Genomic DNA, 17,865 nt, shown 5'->3' with positions numbered 1-17,865 from the left:
AAAGGAGGTTGGTTATGAGATTTCACGCAATTTTATTTGTTCGAGATGAAGGAGATATTATCGAGGAATCTCTCAAACACATTTTATCTTGGTGTGATGCACTTTATATCTATGATACTGGCAGTACAGACGAAACATGGCAAATAATCCAAAAATATTCTCAACAAGATTCAAGAATTATCCTTTTTAAAAAACAGCCAACTGTTTTTCATGATGGATTAAGAGCTTATGTATTCGATCATTATCGTAAGAACATGGAAGATGGCGATTGGGTTTTGAGGGTAGATGCTGATGAGTTTTATCATATTAGCCCTCCAGAGTTTGTTAAAACTAAACTCGAAAAGTTTGAAACTTGTGTTTATAACCAAAGTTATGATTTTCGCTTGACACAACAAGAGGTTTTATCCTATGGCAAAGGGGAAGATAATCGTAAGTTAACTATTTCTGAACGAAGACGATACTATTTTCCCTTGTCTCAGTCTGAACCAAGAATGTTTCGATACAGAAGCACTATTAAGTGGCCACTCCGTTGTTCTTTTCCCTATAATGCAGGTTTTTTAGCAAAGGAACGTATTCCCATTCGTCATTATCCCCATCGTGATCCAGAACAGTTACAACGTAGATGTAATTTGCGATCAATGATGACTTCTCTTTCCAATGATTTAGGAAGACATTGGACAGTTGATGACTGGAAAGATTTAATAGTTGAAAATGATGCAGAAAACTTATGTTATTGGCAACCAAACACCCCTTTGCCTGAATATCATTTTTATAACCATCTTGCTAAATTTCCTAAGCGTTTCCTTCAGCGCATTGTTCATAGCTCGATGTTACTCATTATCGATCGTTTAAGACCAGAGTTTCCTAAAGATTATCAACCAGATTTTATCAATTAATTATTTTTTTTGTAAAAGATTTCAAAAACTTAATGAACAGCAATAATAACTTATATAAAGTATCCATAGTTTGTGTAACATACAAAAGGTGTGACTTGGTACTAAAATGTTTACAATCCTGCCTAGAACAAGATTATCCTCAATTGGAAATAGTTGTGATTGTTAACCCTAGTAATGATGGAACCGAAGAAGCTATTCAACAAAAATATCCTACAGTACGGCTAATTAAAACACACTCTAATTTAGGTTTTTTCCCCGCTTTAAATTTAGCCATAGCTAATACAACAGGAGAATATATTATGACTGTAGATGATGATTCCTATTTCTTAACAGAAAATGCCATTGCACAAATGATTCAGGCTTTTTGTTCTGAATCTGAATTAGCTGTTGTAACCGCTAGTATTATTGGACCAAAAGAATCTCCACTTAATAACACTGATCGTTATATTCACGTTTTTAAAACAGGATTCACCATGATCAGAAAAGAAGTTTTTTTTGATTGGATAGGCTTTTATCCTGATCTATTTTTTCGATCAGCAGGGGAAACTTATCTTAGTACTAAACTTTGGGACTTAAATAAACGTATAAAATGTCTTTGTAATGTTACAATGTATCATGAACAATCTATACAAGGACGTTCTGATAGAGACTGGAAATTTTATGGTTTAAGAAGTCAAGTTTTGTGTTCTATAATGCGAGAACCTTATTTTTATTTAGTATTTTCTTTAATATCTAAAGGTGTTAAAAGTTTATTTTTGTTTATAAAATGGGGACATTTGACTACTTGGATAGAAGTATGGGTGAGTGTAATGATCAATATATCTTATGCCTTTAAATTGAGAAACCCAATTAGTTGGAAAACCCGTAAATTATTATGGAAGTTAGAAAAAGAAGTTATTGATGATTATAATAATTTATGAAACATTTTTTACAACCTTAACTATTCAGAAAATGATGAAATATGTGTGTTGCCAAATTGGGGCTAGAGAACATTATGCTATCCCCAGAGCTTTAAACAATATGAATCAGTTAAACTGTCTAATTACAGACAGTTGGGTTTCAAATCGATCGATTCTCAATAAACTACCAGAGAATGTCTTGAGAAATCTCAGGGAAAGATTCCACCCTGATTTGAGTCAAGCTCAGGTATTTAGTTTTACCGAATCTATCATTGCTTTTGAACTACAACAAAAATGGCTAAAAACGAAGGGATGGGAAAAAATCATTGCTAGAAATGATTGGTTTCAAAGAAAAACCGTTGATTTACTCAAAAAACAATCTTTTGTTGTAGATAAGGAGTCGCCAATCTGTGTTTTCGCTTATAGTTACGCCGCTTTAGAGATATTTCGTTATGCTAAATCGCAAGGTTGGAAAACCATTTTAGGTCAAATCGACCCAGGTATTGCTCATGAAAAGAGAGTTTTACAAGAATATAGTAAATATTCCGAATATGAATCTTCTACAAAAAAATCACCATCTTGTTATTGGGATAAATGGTATCAAGAATGTGCTTCAGCAGATCAGATCATCGTTAATTCTAAATGGTCAAGTGTAGCTTTACAGGAAGCGGGAATTGATCAAAATAAAGTTAAAATAGTTCCCCTTGCCTATGAAAAATCAAACAAATCAATATTATCCCAAAGACAATATCCCCCTAGTTTTTCTGATCATCGTCCTTTGAAAGTTCTCTTCTTGGGAAATGTAGTGTTAAATAAGGGTATTCTTTATTTACTTCAAGCAGTAAAATTATTAACAAATCTGCCCATAGAAGTTACTATCGTCGGTTCTTTAGGCATTAATAAGCCATCCCTTCAAGAATATCCTAATGTAAAATGGATTGGAGCAGTGTCTCGTAGTATGACTGCCCATTATTACCAAGAAGCTGATGTATTTATTTTTCCTACCTTATCGGATGGTTTTGGTTTAACCCAACTAGAAGCCCAATCATGGCAACTACCAGTAATCACATCTTTATTGTGTGGAGATGTAGTGCAAGATAGGGTTAATGGTTTAATTTTGTCGGAGGTGACAGGGGAAACTATTGCTCAAGCATTAAAATTTTGCCTTGAAAATCCCCCAGAATTACAAAAATTTTCTGACAACGCACAGAATCACCTTGAGAATTTTAGTATCTTAAATTTACAACAAGAATTATCAAAAATAACTTTAAAATAAGACTACTTGTTAACATTAAACTGAGTAAAAAAGTAATCAATGGCTGATCTTTATCTTTTTCTTTTTATCACTATCTGCATTGCCATCGTCGGTTGGTCGATCGTACGCCTAGAAAGGATTTATCAATTTCCTTTTTTCATGGCTTCAGTATTTTTTTCCTTATCGTAGAAACTTAACAAAATTAATGAGTTTTTCTAGCCACTCAGCAGTAATTTCTGCTTTCGGAAAAGAATTTGCAAAAAAAGGAATTGTTCCTTTAGAGTTTCATCGTTATTTAATTGATGCTCAAGATAAAAGAACTCAAGGAGATTATAGTATAGAGGATCAAAGGCAATTAAGTTATGATGATGTAAATATTTTAATCAAACAAAGTAAATTATTTATTCAATGGGCGGAAAATACTATTCTATAACTTGACTTTGAACAAAATAAAATTAGTATTTATTTATGGGATAAGACCACATTAATCTGATAATTAAATAAAATATGGCTGATCTTTATCTTTTTCTTTTTATTACTATCTGTATAGCGATCGTCGGTTGGTCAATCATTCGCCTAGAAAGGATTTACCAATTTCCTTTCTTCATGGCTTCCGTGTTTTTATCGTTTATCTTGCCCCAGGCGATCGCCATTGTGGATAACCCGGGGATAGCAGTTACGAACACCGCATTAGAGAGAATGTTAATTTATAGCTGTTTATGTGTCGCCATGTGTTGGCTTGGTTATCAATTTTCCCCTAATGAAAACAGGTTAAATAGCTTAAATATTGAGATTGATGAACATAAATTATTTAAAGCAGGTCTTGTTTTATTAACAATTGGTCTGGGCTGTAGCTTTGCTTTATCTCGCATTGAGATACAAATAGCAGCAAACAACCAATGGACTGGTATTGCAACTATATTATCTTTTTTTCAGGGAACTCTTAATATTGCCTTACCGTTGTTTCTGTTGCGAGCCCTTAAAAATCCGTCTGTCCTGAATATAGCTTTAACGGCGATTACGGCATTCCCCACTCTTCAAGCAATTATTTTAGCAGGTCGTCGTCAGCCTACTGTCGCTTTTTTAATCACGATTGGTTTATGTATATTTATTGGAAAACGTTATATTCCCCCACGATTTGCATTGGTAGTTCTTATTCCGATCGCCACTTACGTTATTCCTCTCCTCGGAAGATTAAGGGGGAAATTTTGGGAGTTAGTGTTTACCGCAAATTGGGAAGCTATTCAATCTAATTCTCAAGAAGGATTAGAAGCAGTAATCGAAGGAGAAATACTAGAACTACGCAATGCAACTCTGGTTATGGATTATGCTGTTCAACTCGATCAATATGGTTATGGAAGAGAGTTATGGAATAATTTTATCTTTGGTTATGTACCGGGTCAATTAGTTGGCTGGCAGTTCAAGGAATCCCTTCAATTTAATAATAACTATGACTTAGCTGGTTTTTATGGCTATCAGCCTCATTCTGGGACAACCTTAACGGGTATGGGAGATTCTTTTATGGATTTTGGCTTTTTTGGATGTCTATTTTTTGCTTTAATGGCTTATGTTTATAAAACCCTATGGGTGTCCACTATTAAAGGAAAAAGTATGATCAGTACTTTGCTTTACATTAGTTTGATTGATTCAGCTATGGTTAGTGTAACCCATGGTATCGGTAGATTTCTGAATGAATTTATTTTTAAAGTGGGTATTCTATTTTTAATCGCTTATTATGGTAAGGCTTCCAAAAGTAAAGAAACAAAGCTATATCCTATTCCATGAATAAACCTGTTTTTCTTAATTTAAAATCAAAAAAGATCATCGCTATTTTATTTACTAATTATGGACCTTATCATTTAGCTAGAGTAAAAGCATTTCAATCATTTATTGCGAACGAATGGAATGTAATCGGCTTAGAAATATCCAGAGATGGAATTGATTATCAATGGAAAACTAATCTTGAAAATAGCGAATTAGAAATATATACCATCTTAGATCATTTAAAACCTACGGAAGTTGACACAAAGACTAATATCAAAAAAACCTTTGATAGCATATCAAAAATTAATCCTGATATTGTCGTCATCGCAGGTTATGCTCGTTTATCTATGCTATCGGCTTTATGCTGGAGTCTTTGGCATCGTAAACCAGCTATTGTTTTATCTGAATCCAAAGAGGATGATGAACCTCGTATTTGGTGGAAAGAAATAATTAAAAGTTGGTTAGTGAAAAAATATTCTAGTGCTTTAGTGGGGGGACATCCTCACAAAAGATATTTAGTTAAACTAGGATTTCCTGAAAATGGTATTTTTAACGGCTATGATGTAGTTGATAACAGTGTTTTTCATCCTGATCAGATAACACCTTTAAACTCACCGTTAAATCAACCTTTCTTTTTAGCGATTAATCGCTTTGTGGAGAAAAAGAATTTACCTTTACTCATCTCGGCTTATGCTTCCTATCAGCAACAACTGGGTGAAAACGCTTGGCATTTGGTTTTATGTGGAGATGGTGAACTTCGATCGAGCTTAGAGAGTTTAATTGATGAATATAATTTATCAGATTTTGTTCACTTACCCGGCTTTTTACAGCAGGATGAATTATTACCTTATTTTGCCCATGGTAAGTGTTTTATTCATGCTAGTACCACCGAACAATGGGGATTAGTAGTTAATGAAGCTATGGCGGCAGGTTTACCTGTGATTGTCTCGAATCGTTGTGGTTGTTTTGAAGATTTAGTCATGGAGGGAGTTAATGGTTTTGGCTTTAATCCAGAAAATCAAACCGAATTAACTAATTTAATGATCAAAATGTCTTCAGGAGAAGTGGATTTAGAGTTTATGGGGAAGGCATCTTTAAAACATATTGAGAAATATTCCCCCGATTATTTTGCTCAAGGGTTAAAAAGTGCGATCGAGTTTGCGACTAGAAAAAAGTAAGCTCAAAGACTGTACAGAGTTTTTGTAGTTTCAACCCATAGCAAAACCGTCATATTGACGCATTAAAGGGGGATGAAAACCCAAAACAATATCTTCTTTTGGTACATCTAATTCCATTAACTGATTAGCGACACCTGTTTGCGTACCATCATGTTGAATCCAAATTTTATCATCAATTAAATCAATGTGAATTAAAGGACCAAAAACACGGCGATAGTTAATCCATCCTCGATGAAATACTTGATAATGATTATTTTCTTGATCGAAAAAAGTCTCTACTTCAATATCTCCCAGAGGTTTAACTTGGGCATATTTTTCTAAAATCCTGATCACCAATTCTCGGTAATAAGTTAATTTGTCCATTGTATTATTACCTCCTCAAAGGGATGATAAACAATTAGGTTAATTTGAGCGGATTTGATGGTTTGTTGGGCAAAAGGACGAGAAAAAAACTCTTGATATACGAAAATAGGTACAGCTAAATAAAGTTTTCGATCGGGTTCTTGTTCTTGTAAAGCTATATGATAACTAAAACATTGTCCTACAGCTAGATGAAATTCATATATAGTCGAATTACCTAGAAAACTTTTGACTTCAACGGCAATTTTGCGAGAATATTTCTCGGCGGCAATTAAAGACTCTGCTCCTAAATCTATTTGAAGACGGGCATTATCAAAGTCAATAAATAAAGGATCATGGGTAATATTCCATTCTTCTTTGATTAAAGCATTTTTAACGGCTTGGTGAAACTTATCTTTTGCCGACATATAACAATTATCTTTTCAATCCTTCTTACTAATGGTATCACAATCAGAGATAAACTTATTCTGTCCGTTTAAATATTTGTTGTATTTTGAGGAAATTTTGAATTATAATAGGTGATCGCACTTCAAAATTTAACAAACAGGGGGAATTGCCTTTAAAACTACCTCTGTGAACATCAAAATAGACTTTTTTAGCACAGTCTATATAATGAGAATAGACTGGAAAAATTAAGCCTAAAATTATGAACTCGACAGAAATAAAAGCCATTATCAAAGAACAATTACCAACTATTATCGCTGAAGATTCTTCTATTAGAGATTTTGTCTTGCACACAGTTTCAGAATACTATCACCCCAAAACAGAAGTTGATAGTAAGTTCGATCGAATCTTAGCAGAATTACAGCGCGATCGAGAAGAACAAGCTCATAAGTGGGAAGAACAACATCGATATAACCGAGATATTTTAGATGAAATCAAAAAGCTAAACAAACGTTATGATAGCACCATTGGAGCTTTAGGTTCTCGTTGGGGTTTATATTCAGAAGCTAGTTTCCGTAATGCCCTTAAGGGTATCTTAGAAAATTCTTTTGGGGTACAAGTATTAAATCTCAATGATTTTGATGACGAGGGAGACGTTTTTGGCAGACCTGATCAAGTAGAAATTGATGTGATAATTAAAAATGGAGAAGTGATAGTCTGTGAAATTAAATCTTCTATCAGTAAAGCTGAAATGTATATTTTCGATCGCAAAGTGCAATTCTATCAAAAACGGCATCAACGTCTTGTTACCAGAAAATTAGTCATTTCTCCTATGGTGGATAATCGAGCCTTACCTGTAGCGGAAAATTTAGGCATTGAAGTTTATAGTTATGGTGAAGATATCTCTGGTTTATAATTTTAGACTGTTAACACGATAACAATACATTATTAAAAACTCAATAAGTAATCTGCTATTTAAGTATTTCCCCAAAAATTGGGGGTTAGGGGGCAACAATTCTCACAAATTATTTAGGATTGCTATAGGTAAAAAATCATCTAAAAATTATGAACTCGACAGAAATAAAAGCCATTATCAAAGAACAATTACCGACTATTATTGCAGAAGATTCGTCTATTAGAGATTTTGTCTTGCACACAGTTTCAGAATACTATCACCCCAAAACAGAAGTTGATAGTAAGTTCGATCGAATCTTAGCAGAATTACAGCGCGATCGAGAAGAAGAAACCCGTAAATGGGAAGAAAATAAACGGCAATGGGAAGAAAATAATCGTAGATGGGAAGAAAATAATCGTAGATGGGAAGAAAATAATCGTAGATGGGAAGAAAATACTCAAAGACTAGATCGTCATCAAGATCAAATTGATCAAACTTTAGATGAAATTAAAAAGCTAAACAAACGTTATGATAGCACCATTGGAGCTTTAGGTTCTCGTTGGGGTTTATATTCAGAAGCTAGTTTCCGTAATGCCCTTAAAGGTATCTTAGAAAATTCTTTTAATGTACAGGTATTAAATCTCAATGATTTTGATGATGAGGGAGACGTTTTTGGCAGACCTGATCAAGTAGAAATTGATGTGATAATTAAAAATGGGGAGGTGATAGTCTGTGAAATTAAATCTTCTATCAGTAAAGCTGAAATGTACATATTCGATCGTAAAGTGCAATTCTATCAAAAACGTCATCAGCGACAAGTAACAAGAAAATTAGTTATTTCTCCGATGGTAGATAATCGAGCTTTACCCGTAGCGGAAAATTTAGGCATTGAAGTTTATAGTTATGGTGAAGATGTCTCTGGTTTATAATTAATGATATTTTAATTTTATCCTCACTCAACATATTCCCCTATGAAAATTTTAATTGTTATCCCCGCTATTGGTTCTGTATATGGTGGCACATCTAAAATTGTAATTGAATTGGCAAAAAGTATTGCGAAACAGAGAGTTAATGTTGATTTAGTGACTACTACAGCCAATGGTGATAAGGAGTTAGATGTACCCAAATTTACTTGGCTTGAAGAAGATAGTTTACGAATTCAATATTTTCCTTATGTTAGTTGGGGCGACTATAAATTTAGTTTTACTCTCACTCAATGGTTATTTGATCATATAAAAGACTATGATTTAGTTCATACAAACGCTGTTTTTTCCTTACCAAATCTTCCTGCTTATTGGGCTTGTCAACGAGAAAAAGTACCTTATATCATAACTCCTCATGGAATGCTTGAACCTTGGGTTTTAGCTTATAAAGCATTCAAGAAAAAGATATTTTATAATTTATTAGAAAAACCTGCTATAAATCAAGCTAGTGGTATTCAAGTAACAGGTACTTCTGAAAAAGATAATATTAAAACCCTTAATCTCAATACCCCATTATTTTTGATTCCTAACGGTATTTTTGCCAAAGACTTTGAATCATTACCTTCAGCTTCTCTATTTTTAGATAAATTTCCCGAAACAAAAGATCGCCAATTAATTTTATTCTTAGGTAGAATCGATCCCAAAAAAGGCTTAGATTTACTTGCCCCCGCTTTTGCAAAAATTCATCAACAATTCCCCAATAGTCATTTAATTATCGCAGGTCCTGACAATGTGGGTTATTTACCCACCGTCAAAAGTTATTTTGAAGACTTAGGATGTTTAAATGCCGTCACATTTACTGGAATGTTAACAGGAGAGATGAAATATTCCGCTTTATCAGCGGCGAGTATTTATGTTGCCCCTTCCTATTCTGAGGGTTTTAGTATGTCAATACTTGAGGGTATGGCTTCTGGATTGCCTTGTATTTTTACCACCACTTGTAATTTTCCAGAAGCAAAAGAGGCTCAAGTTGCCAAAGTTGTGGAGGTAAATCGAGAAGAAATTATGGAGGCTTTATTATGGTGTTTATCTAACTCAGAAGAAGCAAAGGAAATGGGCGATCGAGCTAAAAAATTTATCTTAGAAAATTATACATGGGATCGTATTGCTAAACAATTAATTGAAGTTTATCAACAGATAATTGACCATGAATAGATAAAAAATTAAAATATCTGAAAGCTCACTCAATCTACGATAGAGTTGGTCGATCGATTTCTATGGCTGAGTTATAATCTTTAGCTATTAACAGTTGGTGATTTAACCATTGTATTTCATCTTCGATCGTCCATTTATATCTTTCCCATGCTTCTACTTGAAACGCATCATCATCATTAAGCATAGATTCTTGATCTTTTTCTTTACTTTCTAATTGTATTGTACAGGTCATTAAACGATGTTCTAATAATTTTACTCTTTCCGAAGGCTCTAAATAACGAAAGAAGAAATATTTAATCATAAAACGAGAACGAGAATTAATCCAACTCTCGTGAGGATGTTCTAACATTTTTTCTTTCCATTTTTTTCTTCCCTCTGGGGTTATACTGTACATTTTACGAGGATTATTCGTTTCTTCTTCTTGGGTAAATACTGTTATTAATCCTTTTTCTTCCAAGCGTTTTAAGAGAGGATAAATTGCACCATAGTTAACGCTTATACATCCACTCATGAATAATTCCATTTGCTGTTTGAGACGATAACCATGTAATGCTTCTTTTTGTAATAATCCTAGCGTTGCTAATTCTAACATCAGATTTTTTATCAAAAACTATATCAATTTGATATATTATTCTGATATAATAAATCATTAACATATCTTAATCAATATTAAAATTAAAATTTTACAGTTAGGCACAAAAATAATACGAGGAATAAAGATTAAATAAAATCCAAAACTGTTAGAGATTGCTTCGTGCCTCGCAATGGCTATCTATCTATTTAAGTAGGTTATTTAATTCCCATTCCTGAAGAAAAAATTATTCTTATATCTTTTTAATGGTAGACTATTATGACTAATCCTAACTCCTCTCCTCCCCGTGAGCAATCAAATACGATCGAAGAATTACCAGTAGTTTCTGTTGATTCTGAAAATAATAAAAAATCTTCTTCCCCTTGGAAATTAATTACAGGTATCGTTATGGTGATTTTAGTAGCTGGTGGAGGAGGTATATTCTGGTTTACCAACAATAAAGAAAATAATACTCCAGCTACTGCTATGGCAGGAAAACCCCAAGCCTTGCCTGTGAAGTTAGAAACATTGAATCTTCAATCTTTAACTAATACTAGCACTGTCATTGGTACTTTGGATGCTCCAAAAGCGATTACGGTTAAGTCGGAAGTAGAGGGGAGAATAAGTCAAATTTTAGTAACAGAAGGGGCTACAGTTCAACGGGGGGAGGTGATTTTTGTCATTGAAAGTGATGAACTTCAAAGCGAATTATCTCAAGCTCAAGCTCAATTACAAAATGCTCTAGCTCGTTTAGCACAGTTGAAAGCTGGAAGTCGATCGGAAGATATAGCGGAAGCTAAAGCTCAGTTAAATCAGGCGATCGCACGGTTAGAAAATGCCAAAGTAGGCGCACTTCCCGAAGAAATTGATCAGGCAAAGGCACAAATAGAGTCGGCGGAAGCGGAGTTAGATTTGGCACGGGATAGGGTAAAACGATATAAGAAATTAGAGGAAGAAGGCGCTATTTCTGAAGATCAATTTGCCTCTTTATTAAAAACTGAGCGTCAGGCGATGGCATCTTTAACGGAAGCTCAAAAACGTCTATCCGCTTTAACTAAGGGAAGAACTGCGGATGTAAGCGATTTACAAGCACAAGTAGAACAGGCAAGACAAAACTTGAGACGCTTAGAAAATGGGGCGAGAGTTGAAGAAATTGCTCAAGCAGAAGCAACTGTCGCTCAAATGAAAGGAAACATAGGTTCGATCGAGGTTAAAATCAGGAAAACGGAAGTATTAGCACCTTTTACGGGAGTTATTGGGGATATTCCCATCAAAATGGGGGATTATGTGGATTCAGGGGAAGAATTAACCACTCTCACGGAAAATAATGTGTTAGAAGTGAATCTTTCTGTACCTGTAGAACAGGCTAAAGACTTACGTTTAGGTTTACCTGTAATGATTTTAAATGCCCAAGGGGAGACGGTGACATCAGCAAAAATCAGTTTTATCTCTCCTAACGTCACAACTAATAGTCAATTAGTGTTAGCTAAAGCTACCCTCGATCGAGCAGTAGAAAACCTTTTAAATCGTGGTTCAGTACAAGCTCAAATCATTTGGAGTGAGAAACAAGGGCTTTTAGTACCTGCTACGGCGGTATCTCGTTTAGGCAATAAAACCTTTGTGTTTGTAGCTCAATCCGCCGAAAATGCTCAACCTGATAAGCCTTCATTGATAGCAAAACAAAAGTTAATCGAGTTAGGCAGTCTGCAAGGCAATGATTATCAAGTATTGGAAGGGTTAGAAGCTGGACAACAAATTGTCACCGCAGGGATTATGAATTTAAGGGATGATACCCCGATAATGCCTCTCCCTCAATAGTTTGTAGTGATGACTTTAGTCATTAACCAAAAACCTATAATAAAACTAAATTAGATAATGGGGAAAAATTATGACGATCGCAAAAGACTTAAAAGAAAAATCAATCCCTGATAATATTCCAGAGTGTGAAAAATGGTTATGGGAAAATCCAGAGGCTTTAAATTTAGTTTTGACAGGATTAAAAGAGGCTAAACAAGAAAAGGGAGAATATCTTGGGGATTTTAGTCAATATGCGGAGATAGAAATTTTGGAAACCATTAATTACAAAAAGTATAGTTGTTCTGCGTAAGCTCTAATATTTTATTTACTCAATCATCAGCAATTTATCATCAAAACCATGTTTAATGATCCTAATATCGAACAACGTTTAACTCACCTAGAAAAGCAAGTTTCCGAATTACAAACTAAACTTGAACAAAAATCAAATTGCCCTAATTGGTTAGAACAAATGATCGGCTCAATTTCCGATGAGGAGTTTTTTCTGAAAGCCTTAGAATACGGAAGACAATACCGAAAATCTGATCAACTAATAAATGTTGATATGCAATAAACATCTAATTCTTTAAATAAGGGTTAAAAGTTGATACGGGTTGAATGATATTCAACCCCTACGAGTATTTTATCCTATGACAATTTTAATTCTATTCCCCTTAATACCATGTTCGTTGATTTTTTCATTAAACGCCCGGTTTTTTCCTCCGTTTGCGCCCTGATCATCCTCTTAGTGGGTATGATTAGTATTGTTACTTTACCGCTCGATCGATTTCCTGATATTAGCCCCACTCAAATTCAAGTTACCGCTAATTATAATGGTGCTGATGCCATCGTGGTAGAAAATACCGTTACCAACGTTTTAGAGCGACAAATTAACGGTTTAGAAGGCTTAAAATATATCTCCTCTAGTAGTAGTAATGATGGCACAAGTTCCATTACTGCCACTTTTGACTCCTCACGGGATAAAGATTTAGCCGCCGTGGATGTGCAAAATCAAGTATCCATTGTGGAATCACAACTACCCGAAGCAGTACAACGCACTGGGGTTACGGTGAGTAAGCAATCCAATAATATTTTAATGGGCTTTGGCTTATTTAGCGAAAATGAAGAGTTCGACAACGCATTTCTAAGTAACTACGCCGATCGATACTTGGTGGATGCTTTAAGAAGAATTGACGGGGTGGGCAATGTAAGGATTTTCGGTGAAAGACGTTATGCTATGAGGTTATGGCTTGATCCAAATCGGTTAGCTAGTCGAGGTTTAACCACTGCGGATGTTTCTAGGGCGTTATCAGAACAAAATATTCAAGTAGGTGCAGGTAAGATAGGGGCAGAACCAGCCGAAAAAGGGCAAGAATTTCAGTTAGACTTAAGAGCAATCAGTCAATTAACTTATCCCGAAGAATTTGAGAATATTATCCTCAAAACGGACGAAAATGGCGGAATTATCCGTTTTAAAGATGTGGGCAGGGTAGAATTAGGCTCTCAGGATTATAGCTCTTTTCTGCGCTTTCGGGCGATCGATGCGGTAGGATTAGGTATTTATCAGTTACCCGGTTCAAATGCGTTACAAGTGGCGGATAAGGTAAAAGCGGAAATGGAAAAACTATCAAAGGATTTTCCTACGGGTATCGAGGCAAGGTTAGCTTTTGATACCACTGCTTTTATTAAGGAATCCATGAAAGAAGTGGTTATCACTTTGTTAATTTCTGTGGGGTTGGTGGTGTTAATCATTCTCGCTTTTTTGCAAGATTGGCGCACCACTTTAATTCCTTCTCTCACCATTCCCCTCTCCTTAATCGGTACTTTTGCCTTTATTAAAATCTTTGGTTTTTCCATCAATACCTTGACTTTATTCGGTTTAACCCTTGCGACGGGTATCGTAGTTGATGATGCGATCGTAGTGGTTGAGCAAATACATCGTTATATACAAGATAATGATATTGAAGCTCACGAGGCGGCAAGTCTCTCCATGAAACAGTTATTTGGGGCAGTTATTGCCACTTCTTTAGTGTTAATGGCGGTGTTTATTCCCGTTGCCTTCTTCCCCGGCACAACTGGGGCGTTATATCGTCAATTTGCCTTAACTATCGCCTTTTCGATCGCAATTTCTACGTTTTTAGCCCTTACCCTCACTCCCTCTCTTTGTGGCTTAATCTTACGGAAAGGACAACACGCACCCGATTGGATACAACCAGCATTCGATAAATTTAACGTGTTTCTCGATTGGGTAACGAATACCTACGAACGATCGTTATTTTTCCTGACACGGTTTAAACTGTTTATTATCGGGGTGTTTATTGTCTTAATTGGCTTTACGGGATGGTTATATGTGAAAGTGCCTAACTCTTTTTTACCTGAAGAAGATCAAGGATACTTTATTACGATCGTACAAGCTCCCGAAGGAGTATCATTACAATATACTAGCGATGTCATGGCAAAAGTCGAAGCGGAAATGCTCCAGATGCCCGAAGTTTTGGCAACTTTTGCTATCGGTGGTTTTGCCTTTGGAGGTAGTACGCCAAATCAGGGAATTATTTTTACTCCCCTCAAGCGTTGGAATGAACGGAGCAACCCAGATCAGACTGTTCAAGCTATCACAGGGAAACTTTTTGGCAAATTTGCCATGATTCCTGAAGCCCGAATTATCCCCATAAATCCTCCCGCTATTCAAGGTTTAGGATCGTTTGGCGGTTTTACACTTCAGTTACAAGATCGCCGTATCAATCCCGACTTAGATTCTATGGTGGAAGCCATGGGGCAATTTTTAGGTATGGCAAATCAAACTCAAGGTTTGCAAAGGGTTTTTACTCAATTTGCAGCGAATAGTCCACAATTACTGGTTGAAGTTAATCGAGAACGAGCTAAATTATTAGGAGTGGATTTAGAAGATGTTTTCCGTACGATGGAAACGGCATTAGGGGGAGAATATATCAACGATTTTATTATGCAACAGCGCACCTATCGAGTTTATTTACAAGCTGATAAGCAGTTTCGATCGAACCCTGATGATATAAGTAAACTATATGTTAGGTCAACCAACAATGAAATGATACCCCTATCTAATCTTGTGACGGTGACATCCACTACAGGCGCTCAAAGTATAGATCATTTTAACCTATTCCGCTCGATCGAAATTAACGGTTCAACTGCCCCCGGTTTTAGTTCAGGACAAGCTATTACAACGGTAGAGAATTTAGCCCAACAAGTGTTACCTCAAGGCTTCGGTTATGAATGGACAGGTATTTCCCTAGAGGAAATTAGTGCAGGAAACTTAGCTATTATCATTTTTGGGTTAGGATTATTATTTGTCTTCCTCGTTTTAGCCGCCCAATACGAGAATTATATTGATCCTTTTATCATTATGTTAGCCGTACCCCTTGCTATTATGGGCGCATTATTAGCGCAAATGTTGAGAGGATTTCCTAACGATGTTTACTGTCAAATTGGGTTAGTTATGTTAATCGGATTAGCTAGTAAAAACTCCATTTTAATTGTGGAATTTGCCAACCAATTAAGAGATGAAGGTTTACCCGTTGTTAAAGCTGTAGTTGAAGCCTCAAAACAGCGTTTAAGACCAATTTTAATGACAGCAATTTCTACTTTAATCGGGATTTTTCCCCTTGTAATTGCCACAGGTGCAGGGGCTGGAAGCCGTCAATCATTAGGTACAGCTGTTTTTGGCGGAATGTTTGTGGCTACTTTTTTAAGTTTATTTGTTGTGCCTATTTTATATATAGTAATTAAAATTGGAACTGAGAAATTAATGTTTAAAAAAATGTAGAATACAGTAAACATTCAGGGGCTTTCGATGCTTTTACATTCTGATTCGAGATATAATTCTCAATGATTAAGTAAGTAGGTAAAATTAATTGTATATTTACTTTATGAAAGGCAAAAGGCAACAGGCAACAAATATTGTAAGTTATTTTAATTGATTTACGCCCCTTCTCTCAATTTATCTAAGACAGTTCGATCGACCAAAGTAGAAGTATCTCCCGTAATTTCCTGCCCAGAAGCAAGGCTACGCAACAATCGACGCATGATTTTGCCCGATCGAGTTTTGGGCATTCCTTCCGTAAATCTGATGTCATGGGGACGTGCGATCGCACAACTCATTTTATCTCAAATTTGACCTTGAATTTTCTTCTGCAAAATCTCTTGAATTTGAGCTTGAGATAAAGAAGTATCATACCAAATAGCTTCAGAATCAGGACTACGCCGACTCATCAACAAGTCCACGGCTTCTTGATCATCACGATGGGCTAAAACATAATCTTTAAGCTGTTTTCGAGTCATTGTTTCAAAATTAGGTTTCATCAATAAACCTCCATGTTCCATTAGATGCAATTAAATTTTATCTTAAGGTTTTAGTTGTGGAAATTTTTTTAACCACTTGGGAAATTCATTCAGTAATCTTTTATATAATTCTTCGTCAGTAACTTTTTTAAAGTCATCAATAGCAAAAAAATCAGCATTATCAGTAGTTCTGCCTTTGAGGCTATCTAATTTTTCTAAAACTCCATAGTTTGAACCACCTAAACCTACAAATTGCCAAAATATAGGATATTTAGACGCATTAATGAGAATCTTTGCAATGTCCTTTTCCCGATAAATTCCACCATCAGAAATAAAAATAATAAATGCGGGAATATCTGTATTTTTATAATAGTCAACAACATCTTGCATCACAGGGGGCTCATTATTACCTATTCCTAAATCTTGGATAATTCCTGAAAAAAGTATTTCCCAAAAACCTCCCTTTTTTTCTTTTAAACGATTGATATATCCTGTAATATTATCAATATTAACATTATCTAATTGACGATATTTATCTGCGTAAGCCCATGATTCTAATTCTTCATTATCATCAAAACGAATAGCTAATGCCATGATTCTTTCTAATACTGCTTGTACATTACCACTACTATATTGAAAACTCATCGAGCCTGAAGCATCTAAAACAAAAGCGACTCTTGCCATAATATTACTTAGATTACTTTTTTGTAGCTGAATATCTACTTTTTTAACTAAATTTATTAATTGAGGAGCTTTCTTTTCTAATCTTTTTTCTAAGGATATTTTCGGCTCTGATTTGATAATTATAATGTCATCTAGTTTAGTTCCATACTGCTCTAATAATGAATTTAAGCCATTTTTGAATCCTTGACTGATAATACCTAAACGCCATACTTGTTTTAAATAAATTTCGGCAATGATTAGAGCTTTTTCTTCCTGAAACTCTCGACCATAAAAATTATATTCGGCTAGAGTTTTTCCTTGATTATTAATAATTTTAAAAGAACTATGCTCTAGTTCAGAAATTGAATTATGTTGCTCAATAGTTAAACTAAATACAAGTTTAATAATACTAGAAGGTAAAGTAGATAAATTAATCTTAAAAGTTCTATTTCCTTTAATATTATTGTTTATATTTTCAATAGATTTACAAGGTGAAGATAGCTGATTATCAGAAATAAAATATTCCTTATTAAACAGTTTATTTTCAGGATTAACCCCAAAGCAATTTATGTCAACCTTGATATTTTTGCGAATATTTGTCTCAACAATAATAACAAATTCATCAGTTAATGATAACTGGGATAATTGAATTTTTTGCCCTTTAATTAAAAATGTCATATTTTTGATTCAGTACAAGTTATAATTAGTTAAAATAACACTGAGACTGTTTGCCAAGCTCAAATATTTTCAT

At 34.8% G+C, this 17,865-nt stretch carries 20 protein-coding genes; 14 read left to right on the top strand and 6 right to left on the bottom strand.

Features of this window, described 5'->3' with window-relative positions; all coding sequences use genetic code 11:
* Positions 1 to 14 precede the first annotated feature (14 nt).
* The 7 genes from SYN6308_RS00835 (at position 15) to SYN6308_RS00810 (ending at position 5,992) form a co-directional block, all read left to right on the top strand.
* The gene (locus tag SYN6308_RS00835) at positions 15 to 896 is read left to right on the top strand and encodes a glycosyltransferase family 2 protein (protein ID WP_017292529.1); all 882 of its coding nucleotides are present in this window, start codon (positions 15 to 17) and stop codon (positions 894 to 896) included.
* 32 nt (positions 897 to 928) lie between these two features.
* Complete coding sequence (locus SYN6308_RS00830; protein WP_071590969.1) at positions 929 to 1,816, top strand: glycosyltransferase family 2 protein; 888 nt, start codon at positions 929 to 931, stop codon at positions 1,814 to 1,816.
* A complete protein-coding gene (locus SYN6308_RS00825) occupies positions 1,797 to 3,071 on the top strand; it encodes a glycosyltransferase family 4 protein (RefSeq protein WP_017292527.1) in 1,275 nt (424 codons plus the stop codon). The genes SYN6308_RS00830 and SYN6308_RS00825 overlap by 20 nt, the downstream gene beginning before the upstream one ends.
* A 39-nt stretch (positions 3,072 to 3,110) precedes the next feature.
* On the top strand, positions 3,111 to 3,239 hold the full coding sequence (locus tag SYN6308_RS25710) for a hypothetical protein (protein ID WP_272943049.1): 129 nt from the start codon (positions 3,111 to 3,113) through the stop codon (positions 3,237 to 3,239).
* A 16-nt stretch (positions 3,240 to 3,255) separates the two neighbouring features.
* Positions 3,256 to 3,483 (top strand): hypothetical protein, encoded by a 228-nt coding sequence (locus SYN6308_RS25065; protein WP_017292526.1) that lies wholly within the window; start codon positions 3,256 to 3,258, stop codon positions 3,481 to 3,483.
* 74 nt (positions 3,484 to 3,557) lie between these two features.
* The gene (locus SYN6308_RS21335; RefSeq protein WP_052312579.1) at positions 3,558 to 4,835 is read left to right on the top strand and encodes a hypothetical protein; all 1,278 of its coding nucleotides are present in this window, start codon (positions 3,558 to 3,560) and stop codon (positions 4,833 to 4,835) included.
* A complete protein-coding gene (locus SYN6308_RS00810) occupies positions 4,832 to 5,992 on the top strand; it encodes a glycosyltransferase family 4 protein (protein ID WP_017292524.1) in 1,161 nt (386 codons plus the stop codon). The genes SYN6308_RS21335 and SYN6308_RS00810 overlap by 4 nt, the downstream gene beginning before the upstream one ends.
* Positions 5,993 to 6,022: 30 nt before the next feature.
* Here the strand turns inward: SYN6308_RS00810 and SYN6308_RS00805 are convergent, their stop codons facing one another.
* Complete coding sequence (locus tag SYN6308_RS00805) at positions 6,023 to 6,355, bottom strand: XisI protein (protein WP_017292523.1); 333 nt, start codon at positions 6,353 to 6,355, stop codon at positions 6,023 to 6,025.
* Positions 6,343 to 6,759 carry an element excision factor XisH family protein gene (locus SYN6308_RS00800; protein ID WP_017292522.1) on the bottom strand — a complete coding sequence of 139 codons (417 nt, stop codon included), beginning with the start codon at positions 6,757 to 6,759 and terminating at the stop codon, positions 6,343 to 6,345. The genes SYN6308_RS00805 and SYN6308_RS00800 overlap by 13 nt, the downstream gene beginning before the upstream one ends.
* Positions 6,760 to 6,998: 239 nt before the next feature.
* On the opposite strand from SYN6308_RS00800, the gene SYN6308_RS00795 reads away from it, so the two are divergent.
* The 3 genes from SYN6308_RS00795 (at position 6,999) to SYN6308_RS00785 (ending at position 9,769) form a co-directional block, all read left to right on the top strand.
* Positions 6,999 to 7,652, top strand: a complete 654-nt coding sequence (locus tag SYN6308_RS00795) for a PD-(D/E)XK nuclease family protein (RefSeq protein WP_017292521.1) — start codon at positions 6,999 to 7,001, stop codon at positions 7,650 to 7,652.
* Positions 7,653 to 7,801: 149 nt separating this feature from the next.
* Entirely contained in the window at positions 7,802 to 8,560 is a 759-nt protein-coding gene (locus SYN6308_RS00790; protein ID WP_017292520.1) for a PD-(D/E)XK nuclease family protein, read from the top strand.
* Positions 8,561 to 8,602: 42 nt separating this feature from the next.
* Positions 8,603 to 9,769 carry a glycosyltransferase gene (locus SYN6308_RS00785; RefSeq protein ID WP_017292519.1) on the top strand — a complete coding sequence of 389 codons (1,167 nt, stop codon included), beginning with the start codon at positions 8,603 to 8,605 and terminating at the stop codon, positions 9,767 to 9,769.
* A 34-nt stretch (positions 9,770 to 9,803) separates the two neighbouring features.
* Here the strand turns inward: SYN6308_RS00785 and SYN6308_RS21330 are convergent, their stop codons facing one another.
* Positions 9,804 to 10,361 (bottom strand): PadR family transcriptional regulator, encoded by a 558-nt coding sequence (locus tag SYN6308_RS21330; RefSeq protein WP_017292518.1) that lies wholly within the window; start codon positions 10,359 to 10,361, stop codon positions 9,804 to 9,806.
* Between the two features lie 258 nt (positions 10,362 to 10,619).
* Here SYN6308_RS21330 and SYN6308_RS00775 point away from each other — a divergent pair, with 258 nt between their 5' ends.
* The 4 genes from SYN6308_RS00775 (at position 10,620) to SYN6308_RS00760 (ending at position 15,936) form a co-directional block, all read left to right on the top strand.
* On the top strand, positions 10,620 to 12,158 hold the full coding sequence (locus tag SYN6308_RS00775) for an efflux RND transporter periplasmic adaptor subunit (protein ID WP_017292517.1): 1,539 nt from the start codon (positions 10,620 to 10,622) through the stop codon (positions 12,156 to 12,158).
* A 70-nt stretch (positions 12,159 to 12,228) separates the two neighbouring features.
* Positions 12,229 to 12,447 carry a hypothetical protein gene (locus tag SYN6308_RS21325; RefSeq protein ID WP_017292516.1) on the top strand — a complete coding sequence of 73 codons (219 nt, stop codon included), beginning with the start codon at positions 12,229 to 12,231 and terminating at the stop codon, positions 12,445 to 12,447.
* A gap of 48 nt (positions 12,448 to 12,495) precedes the next feature.
* Complete coding sequence (locus SYN6308_RS00765) at positions 12,496 to 12,708, top strand: hypothetical protein (RefSeq protein ID WP_017292515.1); 213 nt, start codon at positions 12,496 to 12,498, stop codon at positions 12,706 to 12,708.
* 108 nt (positions 12,709 to 12,816) lie between these two features.
* The gene (locus tag SYN6308_RS00760) at positions 12,817 to 15,936 is read left to right on the top strand and encodes an efflux RND transporter permease subunit (RefSeq protein ID WP_017292514.1); all 3,120 of its coding nucleotides are present in this window, start codon (positions 12,817 to 12,819) and stop codon (positions 15,934 to 15,936) included.
* A gap of 155 nt (positions 15,937 to 16,091) precedes the next feature.
* Here SYN6308_RS00760 and SYN6308_RS00755 read toward each other — a convergent pair whose 3' ends face one another.
* Genes SYN6308_RS00755 through SYN6308_RS00745 form a run of 3 tightly spaced genes read right to left on the bottom strand, consistent with a single transcriptional unit; the run spans position 16,092 to position 17,792 of the window.
* On the bottom strand, positions 16,092 to 16,271 hold the full coding sequence (locus SYN6308_RS00755) for a hypothetical protein (RefSeq protein WP_017292513.1): 180 nt from the start codon (positions 16,269 to 16,271) through the stop codon (positions 16,092 to 16,094).
* A gap of 6 nt (positions 16,272 to 16,277) precedes the next feature.
* Positions 16,278 to 16,472, bottom strand: coding sequence for a DUF6887 family protein (locus tag SYN6308_RS00750; RefSeq protein WP_192816144.1), 195 nt, complete (start codon positions 16,470 to 16,472; stop codon positions 16,278 to 16,280).
* A 42-nt stretch (positions 16,473 to 16,514) separates the two neighbouring features.
* Positions 16,515 to 17,792 (bottom strand): vWA domain-containing protein, encoded by a 1,278-nt coding sequence (locus SYN6308_RS00745; RefSeq protein ID WP_017292511.1) that lies wholly within the window; start codon positions 17,790 to 17,792, stop codon positions 16,515 to 16,517.
* Positions 17,793 to 17,865 lie beyond the last annotated feature (73 nt).

The sequence above is a fragment of the Geminocystis herdmanii PCC 6308 genome, assembly GCF_000332235.1.
GTDB classification, from domain to species: Bacteria; Cyanobacteriota; Cyanobacteriia; order Cyanobacteriales; family Cyanobacteriaceae; genus Geminocystis; species Geminocystis herdmanii.
The sequence above is the reverse complement of the archived record's forward strand: the minus strand, read 5'-3'. Positions and strand labels throughout refer to the sequence as shown.

Coding starts and splice junctions, on each gene's coding strand:
- SYN6308_RS21325 (WP_017292516.1), top strand. CDS start 12,229: ATGACGATCGCAAAAGACTTAAAAGAAAAATCAATCCCTGATAATATT.
- SYN6308_RS21335 (WP_052312579.1), top strand. CDS start 3,558: ATGGCTGATCTTTATCTTTTTCTTTTTATTACTATCTGTATAGCGATC.
- SYN6308_RS00765 (WP_017292515.1), top strand. CDS start 12,496: ATGTTTAATGATCCTAATATCGAACAACGTTTAACTCACCTAGAAAAG.
- SYN6308_RS00805 (WP_017292523.1), bottom strand. CDS start 6,355: ATGGACAAATTAACTTATTACCGAGAATTGGTGATCAGGATTTTAGAA.
- SYN6308_RS00800 (WP_017292522.1), bottom strand. CDS start 6,759: ATGTCGGCAAAAGATAAGTTTCACCAAGCCGTTAAAAATGCTTTAATC.
- SYN6308_RS25710 (WP_272943049.1), top strand. CDS start 3,111: ATGGCTGATCTTTATCTTTTTCTTTTTATCACTATCTGCATTGCCATC.
- SYN6308_RS00790 (WP_017292520.1), top strand. CDS start 7,802: ATGAACTCGACAGAAATAAAAGCCATTATCAAAGAACAATTACCGACT.
- SYN6308_RS00745 (WP_017292511.1), bottom strand. CDS start 17,792: ATGACATTTTTAATTAAAGGGCAAAAAATTCAATTATCCCAGTTATCA.
- SYN6308_RS00755 (WP_017292513.1), bottom strand. CDS start 16,271: ATGAGTTGTGCGATCGCACGTCCCCATGACATCAGATTTACGGAAGGA.
- SYN6308_RS00795 (WP_017292521.1), top strand. CDS start 6,999: ATGAACTCGACAGAAATAAAAGCCATTATCAAAGAACAATTACCAACT.
- SYN6308_RS21330 (WP_017292518.1), bottom strand. CDS start 10,361: ATGTTAGAATTAGCAACGCTAGGATTATTACAAAAAGAAGCATTACAT.
- SYN6308_RS00835 (WP_017292529.1), top strand. CDS start 15: ATGAGATTTCACGCAATTTTATTTGTTCGAGATGAAGGAGATATTATC.
- SYN6308_RS00760 (WP_017292514.1), top strand. CDS start 12,817: ATGTTCGTTGATTTTTTCATTAAACGCCCGGTTTTTTCCTCCGTTTGC.
- SYN6308_RS00830 (WP_071590969.1), top strand. CDS start 929: ATGAACAGCAATAATAACTTATATAAAGTATCCATAGTTTGTGTAACA.
- SYN6308_RS00785 (WP_017292519.1), top strand. CDS start 8,603: ATGAAAATTTTAATTGTTATCCCCGCTATTGGTTCTGTATATGGTGGC.
- SYN6308_RS00810 (WP_017292524.1), top strand. CDS start 4,832: ATGAATAAACCTGTTTTTCTTAATTTAAAATCAAAAAAGATCATCGCT.
- SYN6308_RS25065 (WP_017292526.1), top strand. CDS start 3,256: ATGAGTTTTTCTAGCCACTCAGCAGTAATTTCTGCTTTCGGAAAAGAA.
- SYN6308_RS00750 (WP_192816144.1), bottom strand. CDS start 16,472: ATGAAACCTAATTTTGAAACAATGACTCGAAAACAGCTTAAAGATTAT.
- SYN6308_RS00825 (WP_017292527.1), top strand. CDS start 1,797: ATGATTATAATAATTTATGAAACATTTTTTACAACCTTAACTATTCAG.
- SYN6308_RS00775 (WP_017292517.1), top strand. CDS start 10,620: ATGACTAATCCTAACTCCTCTCCTCCCCGTGAGCAATCAAATACGATC.